The sequence below is a fragment of the Pedobacter sp. WC2501 genome (assembly GCF_052682415.1).
The window spans coordinates 955674-972271 of record NZ_JBQZFI010000001.1 but is presented as its reverse complement, the minus strand read 5'-3'; the positions used below and the strand labels follow the sequence as shown (position 1 = coordinate 972271).

6 protein-coding genes and 1 pseudogene are annotated in these 16598 nt (G+C 37.0%); 6 read left to right on the top strand and 1 reads right to left on the bottom strand.

All coding sequences use genetic code 11. The features are described 5' to 3' along the window. Positions 1 to 7 precede the first annotated feature (7 nt). The 3 genes from ACUN24_RS04145 (at position 8) to ACUN24_RS04135 (ending at position 7174) form a co-directional block, all read left to right on the top strand. The gene (locus tag ACUN24_RS04145; protein ID WP_445561381.1) at positions 8 to 3055 is read left to right on the top strand and encodes a SusC/RagA family TonB-linked outer membrane protein; all 3048 of its coding nucleotides are present in this window, start codon (positions 8 to 10) and stop codon (positions 3053 to 3055) included. A gap of 11 nt (positions 3056 to 3066) precedes the next feature. Then, positions 3067 to 4497: a SusD/RagB family nutrient-binding outer membrane lipoprotein gene (locus ACUN24_RS04140; protein WP_445561380.1), complete on the top strand. Its 1431-nt coding sequence runs from the start codon at positions 3067 to 3069 to the stop codon at positions 4495 to 4497. A 187-nt stretch (positions 4498 to 4684) separates the two neighbouring features. Next, positions 4685 to 7174 carry a M14 family metallopeptidase gene (locus ACUN24_RS04135; protein ID WP_445561379.1) on the top strand — a complete coding sequence of 830 codons (2490 nt, stop codon included), beginning with the start codon at positions 4685 to 4687 and terminating at the stop codon, positions 7172 to 7174. 461 nt (positions 7175 to 7635) lie between these two features. Here ACUN24_RS04135 and ACUN24_RS04130 read toward each other — a convergent pair. Beyond that, positions 7636 to 7716 (bottom strand): annotated as a pseudogene (locus ACUN24_RS04130) (hypothetical protein); the annotation flags it as partial. Between the two features lie 471 nt (positions 7717 to 8187). Between ACUN24_RS04130 and ACUN24_RS04125 the strand changes: the two are divergent. The 3 genes from ACUN24_RS04125 to ACUN24_RS04115 all read left to right on the top strand — a co-directional run bounded on the left by ACUN24_RS04125 (position 8188) and on the right by ACUN24_RS04115 (position 16596). Then, positions 8188 to 11424 (top strand): SusC/RagA family TonB-linked outer membrane protein, encoded by a 3237-nt coding sequence (locus ACUN24_RS04125; protein WP_445561378.1) that lies wholly within the window; start codon positions 8188 to 8190, stop codon positions 11422 to 11424. A gap of 11 nt (positions 11425 to 11435) precedes the next feature. Next, positions 11436 to 12869 carry a SusD/RagB family nutrient-binding outer membrane lipoprotein gene (locus ACUN24_RS04120; protein ID WP_445561377.1) on the top strand — a complete coding sequence of 478 codons (1434 nt, stop codon included), beginning with the start codon at positions 11436 to 11438 and terminating at the stop codon, positions 12867 to 12869. Positions 12870 to 13458: 589 nt separating this feature from the next. Beyond that, a complete protein-coding gene (locus tag ACUN24_RS04115) occupies positions 13459 to 16596 on the top strand; it encodes a SusC/RagA family TonB-linked outer membrane protein (RefSeq protein ID WP_445561376.1) in 3138 nt (1045 codons plus the stop codon). Positions 16597 to 16598: the final 2 nt, after the last annotated feature.

The window sequence follows — 16598 nt, the reverse complement described above, 5'->3', positions numbered from 1 at the left end:
TTATATCATGAAGAAACTACTACAAAGTTTGTTCGTCCTATTGCTATTTGCATCTGTTGCGAAAGCACAAGAGAGAACCATTACGGGTAAAGTTACTGCTAAAGATGATGGCACACCAATTCCTGGGGTAAGTATTAAAGTAATTGGCACTAATATAGGTGTGTCAACTGGAGCAGATGGGAAGTTTTCCGTAAAAACTTCATTAGAGGCAAAGAGCTTACAATTTTCATCTATCGGATTTTCCACGCAAACCGTAAACATAGGCGCTTCCAATGTAATAAATGTAATGCTGGCTACCGACTCTAAAGTTTTAGGCGAGGTGGTTGTTACGGCTTTAGGCATAAAAAGAGAGAAACGTACACTAACCTATTCTACACAGGAAGTTAGTGGTGGTGCTTTGGTCGATGCGAAAGAAAATAACCTGGTTAACGCCTTAGCTGGTAAAGTTGCAGGTGTTCAGATTACGAACTCCAGCGGCGCGGCGGGGGGATCTTCAAAAATTGTAATTCGTGGGAATACATCCTTAACGGGAGAAAATGGAGCACTTTTTATTCTAGATGGTGTGCCTATCGATAATTCTGAAGCGGGCAATCCTGACGGAGCATTAAGCGCCGGAGGGACATCTAATCGTGCCATTGATATCGATCCGAACATTATTGAAAGCGTAACGATATTAAAAGGAGCCGCAGCAAGTGCATTGTATGGAGCAGCGGCGGCAAGAGGTGTTGTTATTATTACCACAAAAACAGGAAAAGGAAAGCCATCTGTAACCTTAAGTTCTGGCGTAACGTTTGACAATCCGATTTTACCTGAATTTCAAGATAAGTACGCTCAAGGTAGTAATGGCGTTTATGTGGATGGGAACAATGGTGAGTTAAGTTCATCTTCATGGGGGCCACTTATTGATGGCCTAATGGTAAATGGGCAGCCTGTACAGAAGCACGATCCTAGGAAAGAATTTTTCAAAACAGGTTTTACAACAGATAATACCTTAGCGGTAAATGGTTCAACAGATAATTCTACTTACCTGGTTTCCTATTCTTATCTAAAAACGAATGGAACTGTGCCGTCAACGGATTTTGGCCGACATTCACTATTTACAAAGTTTTCTAATAAAATTACAAAAGACATTACGCTTACCGGTCAGTTTAACTATGTTAATTCTGTAAACGATCGTTTGGCTGAAGGTAATGGATTTGCTAGCCCATATTGGACCGTTTATGCTGCTCCTATCTCATGGAATCCTTTTCCAACAACAAATCCTGATGGTTCTCAGCGCGTATACCGGGCGGCCAGAAATAATCCATACTGGCTGGTAGATAATACCAAGTTTGTTTCTGCAGTTAACCGTTTTTTACCAGTGCTTACTGTAAGTTATAATCCTTTACCATGGTTAACCATAACCGAGCGTGGCGGTGCTGATATTTACAATGACGCCAGTAACTACCATGAAGCACAAGGGATAGTGGGTGGAGAATCTGCTGATGGCAAGATGTATAATCGCGAAATCAACTACAAACAGTTTAACAATGATATTATTGTTGAGGCCAAAAAGAACTTTAATGAGGATTGGTTTGGTAGTATCCTTGTTGGTAACAACATTCTGAGCAACTCTCAGCGGGTTGTGTTTGATAAGGGAGTAGGTTTATCAGCGGCTGATTTTTACAATATTAACAATGCTTCTACCCAATTATCATCAATAAATAATTATACCAATAGAAAAGTTGGTTATTATGCCCAGTTAACTACCGAATATAAAAGAATGATATCCTTGTCTTTAACGGGTAGATACGATGGGACCTCGGTCTTAAGTCAAGATAAAAACTATTATCCTTACGGTTCAGCATCTGCAGCCTTTATTTTTACTGAACCCCTTCATTTAGAGGACAATGCTGTTTTGAATTTTGGTAAAATCCGGGTGTCGTATTCCTATGTAGGAAATGATAATGTAGGGCCTTACGCACTAACTACACCTTATCTACATCCTATAATTTCGAATATCGAATTCCCTTACGATAAAAACAACGGGTTTTTAATGACTAATACTTATGGCGATCCTAATTTAAAAAATGAGGGTTTAAAGGAATTCGAAACGGGTCTGGAATTAAAGATGTTTAAAAGTAGATTGAGTATCGAGGCTACTTATTTTGATAAAAAAAGTATTGATTTAATTACTACTACACCAATCACACCTTCTTCTGGCTTTAATGCAGCAACAATTAATGCTGCCAGCATGTATAATAGGGGGATTGAATTAATTCTTAACGGCACACCTGTTAAAACAAAAAATATTACCTGGAATATTGGCCTTAACTTCTCTAAAATTAAAAATGAAGTTACAGAACTGGGTAAAGACTTAGATAATATCCAGTTTGCCGGATTTACAAATCCAGGTATTTTTGCCTATAAAAACCAACCTTATGGAGTAATATTCGGTTCAAGGTATAAAAGAAATAATGATGGTAAAATGTTGATTGATGATGAAGGTTATCCAATCATTGATGATCAACTTGGTGTAATTGGAAATACAACTCCAAAGTGGAATGCAGGGCTAACAACAAGTTTCACTTACAAAGCATTTAGTTTATCTGCTGTATTTGATATGCGCTATGGTGGAGACGTATATAATTTAGATGGTCATTATTTAGATTTTTATGGTACAACCAAAAAAACTGAAGATAGAACAGCAACTAAGATATTTGATGGGATTAGAGAAAGCGATGGTGCTGTAAATACAACTGTAGCTAAGCTCGACCAAGGGTATTACCAAAACAATGAAAGCGTTGTTGATGAAACAGGTGTTGAAGATGGTACTTATTATAAATTAAGACAGGTAACCTTATCTTATGCTTTTAATCCAGCAGTCTTAAAGAAAACACCATTTAAAGGATTGAGCATTGCGGCTACAGGCAGAAACTTATGGATTTACGCCCCTCATTATACGGGTTCGGATCCAGAAGTGAGCTTGTATGGAACAGGTAATGGCGCAAGTTTTACCAATTTTGTTACCCCAACAAACAGGAGTTATAATTTTGCAATAAAAGCAACCTTTTAATCTAGAAGAACATGAAAATTATATATTATTCAATAGCCACTTTATTGCTACTTTCATTCGGCAGCTGTAAAAAATTTCTTGATATTAATCAAGACCCCAATAATCCATTAAAAGTACAGGAATCGTTAATCTTAACCCCAGTCGAACTTTATACCACTACGCAAATTGCCGCTGGTTATCCATCGGTTACTACAGCTTATTGGACACAACAATTGGCACTAAACCAAGAATCGCCAAATATTGATACTTATCGCATTACCCCAACAGATGTAAACAATACCTGGAGTTTCGATCTTTATCCTGCAATTTTTTACAATTTGCGTAACATGATTAGTGATGCTGATAAGAAAAATAACACCAGTTATTCGGGCGTAGGCAAAATATTATTGGCTTATAACTTAGCTGTTTGTACTGACTTATGGGGCGATATACCTTACACGCAGGCATTTAATGCTTTGGATGGACTTAAGCCAGTTTACGATTCGCAAGAAAGTATATATAAGGTTATTCAAACAACGCTCGATGACGCTATTGTAAAGTTAAATACACCAAACACAAATAAGGCTATGGGAGGTGATGACCTTATTTATGGTGGAGATTTAGATGCGTGGAAGAAATTTGCCTATACCCTAAAAGCAAGATATTATCTGCGTTTAAGCAAAGCAGCAGGCTATAGTGCAGCTACTCAAGCAGACTTGGCGCTTACTGCACTTCAAAATGGTTTTACTTCAAATGATGATAATGCAAAAATAACCTATGCTGGTGGTGCAAAGGCTGAAAACCCTTGGTATCAGAATACTCTGCCAGGAGCTGGTGGCGTTGTTTTATCTTCAAATTTTGTCGATATGTTAAACTTAAATAACGATCCTCGTCTGCAAATAATGGCAACCCCAGGATCGGGTAATGACTATGTTGGAAGAACAAGTGGTACAGCTGCCGCAACAGATCCGGCCACTTATGCTACAGTAGGTATCTTTTATGGAGGGTATGTTGATGGAGATGAGAATAAACAAAAAATAGCACAGGCAGCCCCAGTATATCTGGCTACTTATGCAGAAGCATTATTTATTAAAGCAGAGGCTACGCTTTATAAATCGGGAGCAGCTGCTGCAACGCCAATATATAACAGTGCCATTGCAGCACACATGGATATGTTAAAGGTACCTGCTGCAGATAAGGCTACCTATCTTGCTGCCCATGCAACACTTGATCCTTCAGCTCCTTTAAAAACAATAATTAGTGAAAAATATATTGCCGATTTTTTATCTCTTGAAGTGTATAACGATTGGCGCAGAACAGGGTATCCAAGTTTATCTGTGGTACCGAATGCCTTTAAGCCATATATCCCACAACGTTTTCCTTATCCTTCACAAGAAATCACCTCAAATCCGCAACCACAGCAAAGTATTGCTACTTCAACAAAAGTTTGGTGGGCTAATTAGATTTAGCTTTCATACAGCTGTTCCATTTAGCATTGCTGTATGATCTGATTGTATAATAAAATAAAGCTTCCGGCAATGGGAGCTTTATTTTTATTCAGAAAGCGGTAATTGAACACAAAATGATATAAATGCAGCTGTTCAAAATCAAGAATATTTTGTGTATTATTGGTTAAACAATTATTTTTTCATGAGATACGTTCTGTTCAGCATCGCTTTATTTATTAATATAAGTGTTTATGGCCAAATAAAAAGTCCCGACGATTTTTTGGGTTACGAATTAGGTTCGCACTTTACCCCACACCATAAAGTAGCTGAGTATTTTAGGCAAACTGCTGCGGCTTCTGCTAAAAACATGAAGCTTATAGAATATGGCAAAACCAATGAGGGCAGGCCGTTAATGGTTGCACTTATTTCTTCGCCAGAAAACATAACGAAACTGGAACAGATCAGGAACAACAATTTAATTCTGGCAACCGGAACCAATAATAGTGTCGATTTAACCAATCAGCCTGCTATACTTTGGTTAAGTTATAATGTGCATGGTAATGAGGCAAACTCAACTGAAACCGCCATGAAGATGCTCTATACCTTGGTTTCGGGCAATAATAAGCCTGCAACTGATTGGCTTAAAAATACAGTTGTGGTAATAGACCCTTGTTTAAATCCAGATGGAAGAGACCGTTATGTGAATTATTTTAATAGTGTGGTAGGTAAAACACCCAATTCCGACCCATTGTCAAGAGAGCACATTGAGCCATGGCCGGGCGGCAGACCAAATCATTATTATTTCGATTTAAACCGCGACTGGGCCTGGCAAACACAAATTGAGAGCCAGCAAAGGTTGGCCTTATATAACCAATGGATGCCGCAAGTGCATGTTGATTTTCATGAACAGGGTTATAATGAGCCTTACTATTTTGCACCAGCAGCAGAGCCAGTTCATCAGGACATTACACCATGGCAAAAAAGTTTCCAGGTAGTTGTTGGTAAAAACAATGCCAAATACTTTGATGCCGAAGGCTGGCAATATTTCACCAAAGAGCGTTTCGATCTGCTTTATCCCTCTTATGGCGATACTTATCCTTTGTATAATGGATCAATAGGTATGACCTATGAGCAGGGCGGAATCAGGGCCGGCTTATCAGTGGTAACCAACGATGGCGATACGTTAACCTTGAAAGACCGCATCGCACATCACTTTACAACAGGAATGTCGACGCTTGAAGTAACTTCCTTAAATCATAGTAAATTATTAGAAGAGTATAAAAAGTATTTCCAACAAGAATTAGCCAGTAGTCCGGGTGTTTATAAGAGTTATATTATAAAAGCGACTAATTTGTCACGCTTAAAAAAACTGGCAGAACTGTTAACCAAAAATAAAATCGAATTTGCTTATGGTGGAGATAAAACCGGGAAAGCTTACGATTACGATACCCAAAAGGAAGAAAATTTTACCATTGCCCGAAATGATTTAATTGTTAACATTCAGCAACCAAGAGCAGTTTTGGCTAACGTTTTATTAGAGCCACAAACCTTTGTAACCGATTCTAATACTTATGATATTACGGCCTGGGCCTTCCCCTATGTGTACGGATTAAAAGGTTATGCCAGTAAAGAAAGTATTAAAGGGAAATATTCAGCAATTGAAGAGCCCAGAATAATCAATAATGAGCTTGACAAACCGCTGGCCTGGTTATTTAGTTGGGGAACAAGCGAAGATGTTCAGGTTTTAACAGCGCTACAAAAAGAAAATATAAAAGTGAGGCAAGCCGATCAGGCATTTGCCGTAAATGGTAAAGACTATCCTGCCGGAACCTTAATTGTGTTGAGGGCTGAAAACGAAAGACTGGTAAAAGGGATGAAAGATAAGGTTGTATCTATCTCCAAAACTTTGAACATGCCAATACAGGCTGTTAGTAGTGGTTTTGTAGAAAAAGGGAAAGATTTTGGTTCTAATGTTTACCCTTTGTTAAAACAGCCTAAAATTGCCATTGTGTCTGGTATGGAGGTTTCTTCACTCGCTTTCGGCGAAGCCTGGTTTTTTCTTGAACACGATTTAAACCTTTCGCCCAGTATTATTAATGCTAAAGACCTGAATAATCTGGATATTAATAAGGTAAATACCTTGATTTTGCCTGAAGGAAGTTACAGTCCTTTTATAGGTGATGGTTTAAGCGCATGGCTAAATAAGGGAGGAAGGTTGATTTTAATGGAAGATGCCATCGAAAGTGTATTGGACAAAAAAGGTTTTGATATTAAAAAGAAGGAGGCTGTTGTAAAAAAGGATGAAAAGCCAGAAGTAAATAAACTGCTTTTCAAGAATAAGAATAAAGATGATTTCGAAACGACGATACCGGGTGCAATTTACCGGGTCAGTCTCGATGCAAGTCACCCGTTTTCTTATGGCTTGGGTAAAGCCTATTATAGCTTAAAAACAGACCGTAAGATCTACGAGCCTTTTGTTAAAGGTTGGAATGTGGGATTAATTAACGAAAAAAGCTTAATGGCCGGTGTAGTAGGTAAAAAAGCAAGGGAAGAGCTTAAAACCGGTCTTTTAATCGGGGTACAAGATTTCGGACGTGGACAGGTAGTTTATCTGGCTAACGATCCTCTTTTCAGGAATTTTTGGGAAGGCGGTAAGACGCTTTTTGGAAATGTCCTGTTTTGTAGTTATTAGTGCAAGCAATATATAATCTGTTTTTATAAAGGATAAGGTTTATTGTATGGGCAAACGCATTTAATTTTTGAGAATATTGAGTAAACGGTCATTATCCCGTCCTGCAATAAGTCTTTTCCCTTTAACGCTTCTCTCATTGATAATGTCATTTTTGATCAGGTTAAGGGCAATCCTTTAAATTACAGAAAGTTTTTAGCAGCATTCTCTATCCTGCTGCTATCTTTTAGGAAAGTAAGATCAAAAAGTTTATGCAGTGACTTTTCAATCCCCTCAGTGATAACAAACCGTACGAGCTATCCTGAAGACATCGGCATCCAGACTTGAATATCATATCGATTTCTTTTGTTCAGTTTGTAAAGCTTTGAGGTAGCGGATACTCTCCATGCAGGCAATGGCTTTTAATCTTAGAGTCATTCTTGTTTTGATTCCCCGCAGGACGCTATCTCATTCCAATTCTAAGGTCAGCAAATAACGGCTAATATCTTAATGAAAATAATATCTTTTAAAAGATGCTCTTTAGTTCGGTCTATCCTCGGATCGGTTAGCGATGAAAATAGTCAATTGGAATTTCCATTTTTTTTGCCAAAGTAACTCGAATTTAACTTCACATGAATATTTTTTTAATTATTAGCGTGTTTTAGGTTTTTTTACTGGTTTTTTATAGTGTTTTGGTGGTTTTTTGTGTTTTGTGAAGAAAAACCCATGATATTCATGTCTTTTTTTACTGATTTTCATTGTGTGTGGGTGGTTTTTTGATGCTTTGATATTGTTTTGTTGTTTTTCATGGTTTTTTAACCTTAAAAAAACATACATTTTTAGGTTATTTATGTATGATAAATACTATTTATGATTTTATTTTTGTTTTTTAAGTAAAATTATAGTGTATTATCGATCTGAATATCAAGTGTTTGATTTTTTTAGGTGTTTGTTTGTTAAAATTTGTTAAAAAAAAATTTTTTAACTGAATCTTAACGCTTAGATTAGTCGAACATTAACTAATCTATTTCTTAATTATGAAAAAACTTTTACCGAGTTTGTTCATCTGTATGTTTTTTGCACTAGCGGCATTGGCACAGGATCGAACTATCACCGGAACAGTTACGTCTTCAGAAGACAAACTGCCAATCCCTGGAGTAAGCGTAAAAATTCAGGGAGCCACAGGGGGCACCTCAACTGATGCAAGTGGTAAATATGCCATCAAAGTAGCATCAGATGCAAAAACATTAGAATTTTCCTCCATTGGATTTGCCTCGCAACCTAAGCCCATCGGAAGTGCGGATGTTATCAATGTTGTATTATCACCTGATGCTAAAATTTTAGGAGAGGTAGTGGTTACTGCATTGGGAATTCAACGTAAAAGAAATGAAGTAGCTTATGCTGCCCAAACACTTGATGGTACAGCGGTAAGTGAAAACAGGTCTCCTAATATTGGAAGCAGTTTATCAGGGAAAGTATCCGGATTGGAAATTCGTCAAAATAATACGATGGGTGGCTCTACCAATATTGTAGTACGTGGTGTAAAATCCATTACAGGTAATAATCAGGCCCTTTTTGTAATTGATGGCGTTCCGGTAGCCAATAACAATATGAATACTACCGGTCAGGCAAGTGGTGGTGGTGGTTATGATTATGGTAATCCGGCATCAGACATCAACCCTGATGATGTAGAAAATATTACAGTATTAAAGGGGGCTGCTGCATCTGCACTTTATGGTTCAAGAGGTAGTAATGGCGTAATTTTAATTACGACTAAAAAGGGAAAATCTGGTCTGAATATTACGGTTAATGCAGGCGTTAATTATTCTGTAATCGATAAAACAACTTTTCCGAAATATCAAAAACAATATGGAGGTGGTTATGGCCCCTATTATGGCCCAAATGGAGACTCCTACTTCAACTCTTCAGACATTAATGGCGATGGAATCCCTGATTTGGTTGCGCCGCTAACCGAAGATGCTTCTTATGGAGGTAAATTTGATCCAAATTTGTTGGTATACCAATGGGACGCCTTCGATCCATCTTCTCCAAACTATAAAAAAGCTACACCATGGGTAGCTGCGGCTAATGATCCAACTACTTTTTTCGAAAGACCAGTTTCTAACAATCAAAGTATTATGTTAACCAATAGCTATGATAAGGGTAGTATTAAACTTGGTTTTAACAGAGATGATCAGAATGGGATACTTCCAAATTCAAGAATTCAGAAAAATGTATTCAACTTTGGTGCAACTTATAACATTACCGATAAATTAACAGCAGGAGCTGATGTAAATTACTTTAATGTTGATGGTAAAGGAAGGTATGGAACGGGTTATAACGGAAATGGTGTTTATAATCCTGCCACTAACTTCAGGCAATGGTGGCAAACCAACGTAGATGTTAAAGAATTGGAACAAGCTTACCAAAGGACTGGTAAAAATGTAACCTGGAATTGGTCTGACTTAACAGGTTCGAAGCCGATTTATTGGGATAACCCATATTTTGCCAGATATGAGAATTACGAAACTGATACCCGTAACCGCTATTTAGGAAATGTTAACTTAAATTATAAGGTAACAAGTTGGTTAAACTTATTAGGTCGATATTCAATGGATACTTATAATCAGATACAGGAAGAAAGACAAGCCATAGGAAGTTTGGATGTACCTTTTTATTCTAAATATCTGGAAGATTATAAAGAAAGTAATATTGATTTCTTAGCCAATTTTGATAAAGATATTTCTAAAGATCTAAATTTTAAAGGATTATTAGGATTGAACATCAGAAAGCAAAGAACACAATCTACTTATGCAATAACTAATGGAGGTTTAGGTATTCCTGGCATTTATTCTTTAAGTAACTCATCTAATCCTATCGAAGCTCCCGTAGAATTGGATCAAAATAGAGAAGTTCACGGTTTGTTTGGTGGAGCATCTTTCACTTATAAAAATATGTTGACGGTTGATGCAACCATCAGAAGAGATGTTTCTTCTACGTTACCAAAAGCAAACAATGCATATTATTACCCTTCTGTTTCGTTGGGTTACACTTTTTCAGAGATGCTGAAAGATTATAAATGGTTATCATATGGAAAGCTGCGTGCCAACTATGCAGAGGTTGGATCTGATGCACCAGTTTATAGCTTGTTAGATACCTATTCACTTATTACGCCAATTAACGGACGTGCACAAACTGGCGTGCCCACAACAAAAAATAATCCGAATCTTAAACCTGAAAAAACAAAGAGTAAAGAAGTTGGACTAGAAGCCTCATTTTTAAATAACAGAGTTGGTATTGACTTCACCTATTATAATACGAAAACGGTAAATCAAATCATTCCTGTTAGTCTTTCTACTTCAACAGGCTATAATTCACAATATTTAAACTCTGGAAGTGTTATTAATCAAGGTGTAGAGTTGTCATTAAATGGAACACCATTTAAAACAAGCGACTTTGAATGGAAGATTAATGTAAACTGGACAAAAAACAGTAATAAGGTTACTGAATTATTTAAAGATGCCACTGGTAACGAAGCGCAGAACTTATTAATACAAAGTTTTCAGGGTGGTGTGAGTGTTAATGCTACACTTGATCAGCCATATGGAACCATAAGAGGTAAAAACTTTGTTTATCTTAATGGAGAAAAAGTTGTTTTAGCAAATGGCAGATATGCACAGTCTGAAACTTCTAATGAAGTGATTGGAAACATGAATCCTAAATGGATTGGTGGTATCAATAATAGTTTCCGTTATAAAGATTTCAATTTAAGCTTCCTAATTGATATGAGGCATGGAGGAAGTGTGTTCTCACTTGACCAATATTATGGATTAGCAACAGGTGGTTACGTAGAAACAGTAGGTTTGAATGATCTTGGTAACCCATCTCGTAATGAAATTAGTCAGGGTGGTGGTTTTATTAATCCAGGTGTTAAAGCTGATGGAACACCTAACACCACAAGGGTTACAAACGCTGAATATGGTTCTTACGGTTACAGGCGCTTGCCAGCAGCAGCGTTTGTTTATGATGCAAGTTTTATCAAACTAAGAGAAGTGGTTTTGGGCTATTCATTACCTAAAACTTTGGTAAGTAAATTCGGTCCGGTTAAAGGCGTTGATCTTTCTTTGATTGGAAGAAACCTGTGGATTATTCATAAAAACCTGCCAAATGCTGATCCGGAAGATGGATTAAGCTTTGGTAACGTTCAGGGATACCAGGTAGGGTCTTACCCAAGTGTGAGGAGTTTTGCCTTTAATTTAAAAGTTAGATTTTAACGAACAACAATATGAAAAAGATATTTTTAGCCTTGGTTGCAGTGCTGCTGATTGGAGCCTGCAAAAAGGATGTAACTACTGTAAATGTAGATCCGAAGCGGCCATTAACCGTATCTTCCGCTTCTCTATTTACAAATGCCCAGCGCAGATTAGTTAATACCGTAACTTCATCTAGTGTGAATTTAAACATATTCAGATTAATTGAACAGCAATGGCAGGAAACAACATATATAGACGAAAGTCAATATGATTTACAAACCAGAACAATACCTGATAATTTATGGAATGCATTTTACAGGGATGTATTGAAAAATTTCAGCGAATCGAAGACAGTGGCTGCTACAGAAGGAAAATCTGCTGTAGATCTTAAAAATCAACTGGCCATAACTGATATCATGGAAGTTTATACCTGGTACTACCTCTTGACCACATTTGGTGATGTTCCGTATGCGGATGCATTAAAAATTGATAATACCTTTCCGAAATACGATGATGGACTTACCTCTTTCAAAGATTTGTTGAGGAGGCTGGATGGAGACATTACTGCACTTGATGTATCATCTACATCTTTAGGTTCTGCTGATGCCATTTACGCAGGAAATGCACAAAGCTGGAAAAAAATGGCAAATTCTTTGAAATTAAAAATTGCCCTAACTATAGCAGATGCTGACAATGCTACGGCAAAAGCTGCAGCAGAAAGTGCTGTAGCTTCAGGCGTGTTTACTTTTACAACCGGGAATACAGATAATGCGCGATATCCTTACACTACAATCACACCCAACACAAATCCAATTTGGGTCGATTTAGTGCAAAGTGGCCGTTTAGATTTTGTAGCAAACAATACGCTAACTACTGAAATGAATAACCTGGCTGACCCAAGAAGACCTTTCTTTTTTACTTTAGATGGGAATGGTATGTATTCTGGTGGAAATCCGGGAGAGAGTAGTCCTTATGCGAATTTTTCGGCACCCGCTGTTAACATTACCAAACCTGATTTTCCAGGAGCATTAATTGATGTTGCTGAAGTTCAGTTTTTATTGGCAGAAGCCGTAGAAAGAGGTTATAGTGTAAGCGGAACGGCTGCAACATTTTATTCTAACGCTGTTACGGCATCAATTTTAGATTGGGGCGGAACACAAGCCAGTGCTGCAACTTATTTAGCTCAGCCTGCTGTGGCCTATTCTACTGCAACAGGAACATGGAAGCAGAAGATTGGCACACAAAAATGGATCGCTTTGTACAACAGGGGTATGGATGCCTGGGTGGAACAGAGGAGGTTAGATTTTCCTCAGCTGGAACCAGCCGCTGATGCATTGACTGATTTTCCAGTGAGGTTTACTTATCCTGTTAAAGAACAAAATGTAAATAATATCAACAGGGCTGCAGCGGCTGCAAAGATTGGTGGTGACAATGTTACAACTAAGTTATTCTGGGATAAGTTTTAAAAGGGAATAACGTTTTGATAACAGAAATACAATTTTAAGCGGTTCTGCTATATCGCGGTCGTTTTAGAAGGCTTTCCATAATTTTATTTATAAGACGCTAGAGGGCTGTCCGATCTTTTCGGACAGCCCTTATTTATTTCGGTACACCTGATGAAGGAAATTTTCCTGCAGCCGATTTCATAAACAGGATCTCTAGAAGATCTTCCTTAAATACCGATTGTTATTATAGACCTCGTAATTGCATTTGTTAATAAAGAGGTTATCGCCAAACTGTAGCCCTTTTCTTCGTAGTAATAATTGTAATTTACATTATATTGATCTTTTTTGGCACAGTTTTTTTAAGTCGTACTCATGCTGTTTATACATTCAAAATGTTAATTTTTGCCTGCTTTAGGCTAAAAAATGGTATATATTATTACCGCTTACGTTGTTTTTGTAGAAAATTTCCCCAAAATCGCCTTTTTAATCAGACGGTATTATTGTCAAAAAAAAGTCATTATGCAACGAATTTGTTAAATTTTGTTAAATTGTTGCTCAGCTCTATTATATTAGCGGTTTAAATAATTAATCATTAACTAATTTAAATTTCATGAAAAAACTTCTACAAAGTTTGTTCGTACTTTTGTTTTTTGCATCTACCGCAATGGCTCAAGATAGAACAATTACTGGTACGGTTACTTCTGCGGATGACAAACTACCTATTCCGGGAGTAAGTGTAAGAGTGAAAGGCACTCAGGTTGGTACCGTAACAGATGCCTATGGAAAGTATTCTATTAAGGTGCCTTCCGGCTCAAATACCTTAGATTATACTTATATTGGCTATGTTTTTCAGAGTAAATCTATTTCAACGGGAAATTCTCTAGATGTAGTTCTGGTATCAGATTCAAAAGCATTAAGTGAAGTGGTGGTAACAGCACTGGGTATTACTAGGACTTCTAAATCTTTGGGATACAGCTCGACAACGCTAAAATCTGATGATTTGACAAAAGCCCGTGAATCAAATGTGTTAAATTCATTAGCGGGTAAAGCTGCGGGGGTTAGGGTAAATTCTCAATCTGGAACAGTTGGAGGGTCTACTAAGGTCGTAATTAGAGGGGTAAACTCTTTGGACGGTGGTTATCCATTGTATGTAATTGATGGTTTAACAGTTACAGAAACTACCTCAGCGGGAGGTACCACAGCTAGTAATGTGGATTTTGGTAATAGAATGGGTGATTTAAGTTCTGATGACATCGAATCTATGACCGTTTTAAAAGGTGCCGCTGCAACTGCATTATACGGAGCTAGAGCTAAGGATGGTGCAATTATCATTACAACAAAAAAAGGTAAAAAAGGTGCAGCATCATCAATAAGCATTAATTCATCAGTTAGGTTTGATAATCCATTGGTTTTGCCAGAATTACAAAATGAATTTGCACAAGGTAATCAAGGGGTATATAGTCCTACTCCTAATGCCCAAAGCTCAAGCGTTAATGGATGGGGTCCTAAAATTTCTGATGTAGCCAACCAAAAATTTACAAATTTTTTAGGTCAGTCAGTAACATTACAAGCTTATCCAGATAATGTAAAGGATTACTTCCAGACTGGTGTTTCTGCCATTAATAATATTTCATTTTCTGGAGGTGGAGATAATTCTGATTTCAGGGTAAGTTTTTCAAGCGCAAATGAGAAAGGCATTATTCCTCAATCCAAACTAGATCGTTACACGTTGTCTGTAAATGCTGGAAGAGATTTCAGTAAAACACTTTCAGGGAGGTTTACTGGATCATATACAAATTTAAAGTCTGACGGAAGACCTGCACAAAGTTCTAATAACACTAATGCAATAATTTCAACAATTTATGGTTTACCTAGAACAGTTGATATTAACCAGCTAAGGGATAATTATGAAGATCCGACAACAGGAAGTCAAATATTCTTAAGTCCGAATCGTAATGCAAATAATCCTTATTGGATAATGAATTACAATAGAAACAGTAACAGTGTCGACAGGTTTTTAGGTACTTATTTGTTAACTTATAAGCCAGTTGATTGGATTACTATTAGTAACAATTTTGGTGCAGATATCTATACTGAAAAAAGAGCTTCCCTTGTTCGTAAAGGAACAGCTGGTTTTCTAACAGGTAAGTTCAATAATTTTGACCTGTTGAATAAGCAAATCAACGACGATTTAATTGCTACAATCGAACAGAATAACTTGATTAAAGATTTCAAGTTCAAATTGATTTTGGGGGGTAACATTAATCAACGCTTAAATCAAAGTACAAATGTTGAGGCAGTAGGATTAACAATTGATCAATTGTACAACTATACTAATGCTTCTAGTAAAACACCTACACTTGGATATAGCAATAGACGACTTTTAGGAGCTTATGGTGATTTAAGCATTAATTACAAGGATTTTGCTTATTTAGACATAACTGGAAGAAATGACTGGACGTCTACCTTGCCGTTAGAGAATAGATCATATTTCTATCCTTCGGTAAGTGGATCATTTGTGTTTTCTGAATTGTTGAAAGACAAAAATATGGATTGGTTGAGTTATGGTAAATTAAGAGCAAGTTGGGCTTCGGTTGGAAGTGATTTGGCTGCATATAATCTAGATTATCAATATACGCCAATATCAACTGTATTTTTACAATATGTATCTTCAACTGCTACAGTTTTTCCAGCAGGACCAATTGAAACAGCATTTACTGGACCAAGAATTCTGCCAAACAATGCTTTAAAGCCTCAAAAACAGAATTCTTATGAGTTAGGTGGTGAGTTAAGGTTTTTGAAAAACAGAATAGGCTTAGATTTTACCTATTATCATACTGTAACACGTGATCAGTTAATACCAATTGATGTAGCAATATCTACTGGCTATTTTTCAAAATATGTTAACGTTGGAGCTGTAAAAAATACAGGAATTGAAGTTGCGTTAAATATTGTACCACTTAAAGCAAAGGACTTCGAATGGACAATTGATGCTAATTTTGCAAAGAACAATCAAAATGTTGTAGAATTATCTCCTGGATTAACGCAGTATAGCCTTGCAAGTGGTTATAGTGGCTTACAAATTAAAGCCGATGTAGGGCAAAGTTTTGGCCTTTATGGTTCAACGTGGGATAGAACGGCAGACGGGCAATTCATTGTTGATAAAACAAGTGGTTTAAAGAAAGCTACTGCTAACAAAAGATTAGGCAACATTTACGCTGATTGGACTATGGGTATCAACAACACTTTTAATTATAAAGGTATTTCCTTGAGTGCTTTGATCGATATTCGTAAAGGTGGCGTATTTTATTCTGGTACTGTAGCTAACTTACGAGCTAGTGGTTTAGCTAAAGAAACCGGAGATAGATCTGCACCAATTGTTACTCCTGGTGTAAACCTGGTAAATGGGGCGTATGTTCCAAACACTACTGGTATAAATGCTCAAAACTATTGGGTTTGGGAAGGCAACGTAACAAATACAGAAGCAAATGTGTTTGATGCAGGATTTGTTAAGTTAAGAGAAGTAAGATTATCATATGCTATACCTGCTAAAGTATTAAAAACCTCATTTATTAGAGGCATTGAATTTGGGGTAGAGGGTAGAAATTTATGGTTAATAAAGAGTCATGTACCACATGTTGATCCGGAATTAAACTTTTTTGGATCAGGAAGTGTTGGTGAGGGTGTCGAGTTTAATAGTATCCCGTCTACAAGATCTTTAGGGATGAATTTAAGATTGACTTTATAAAA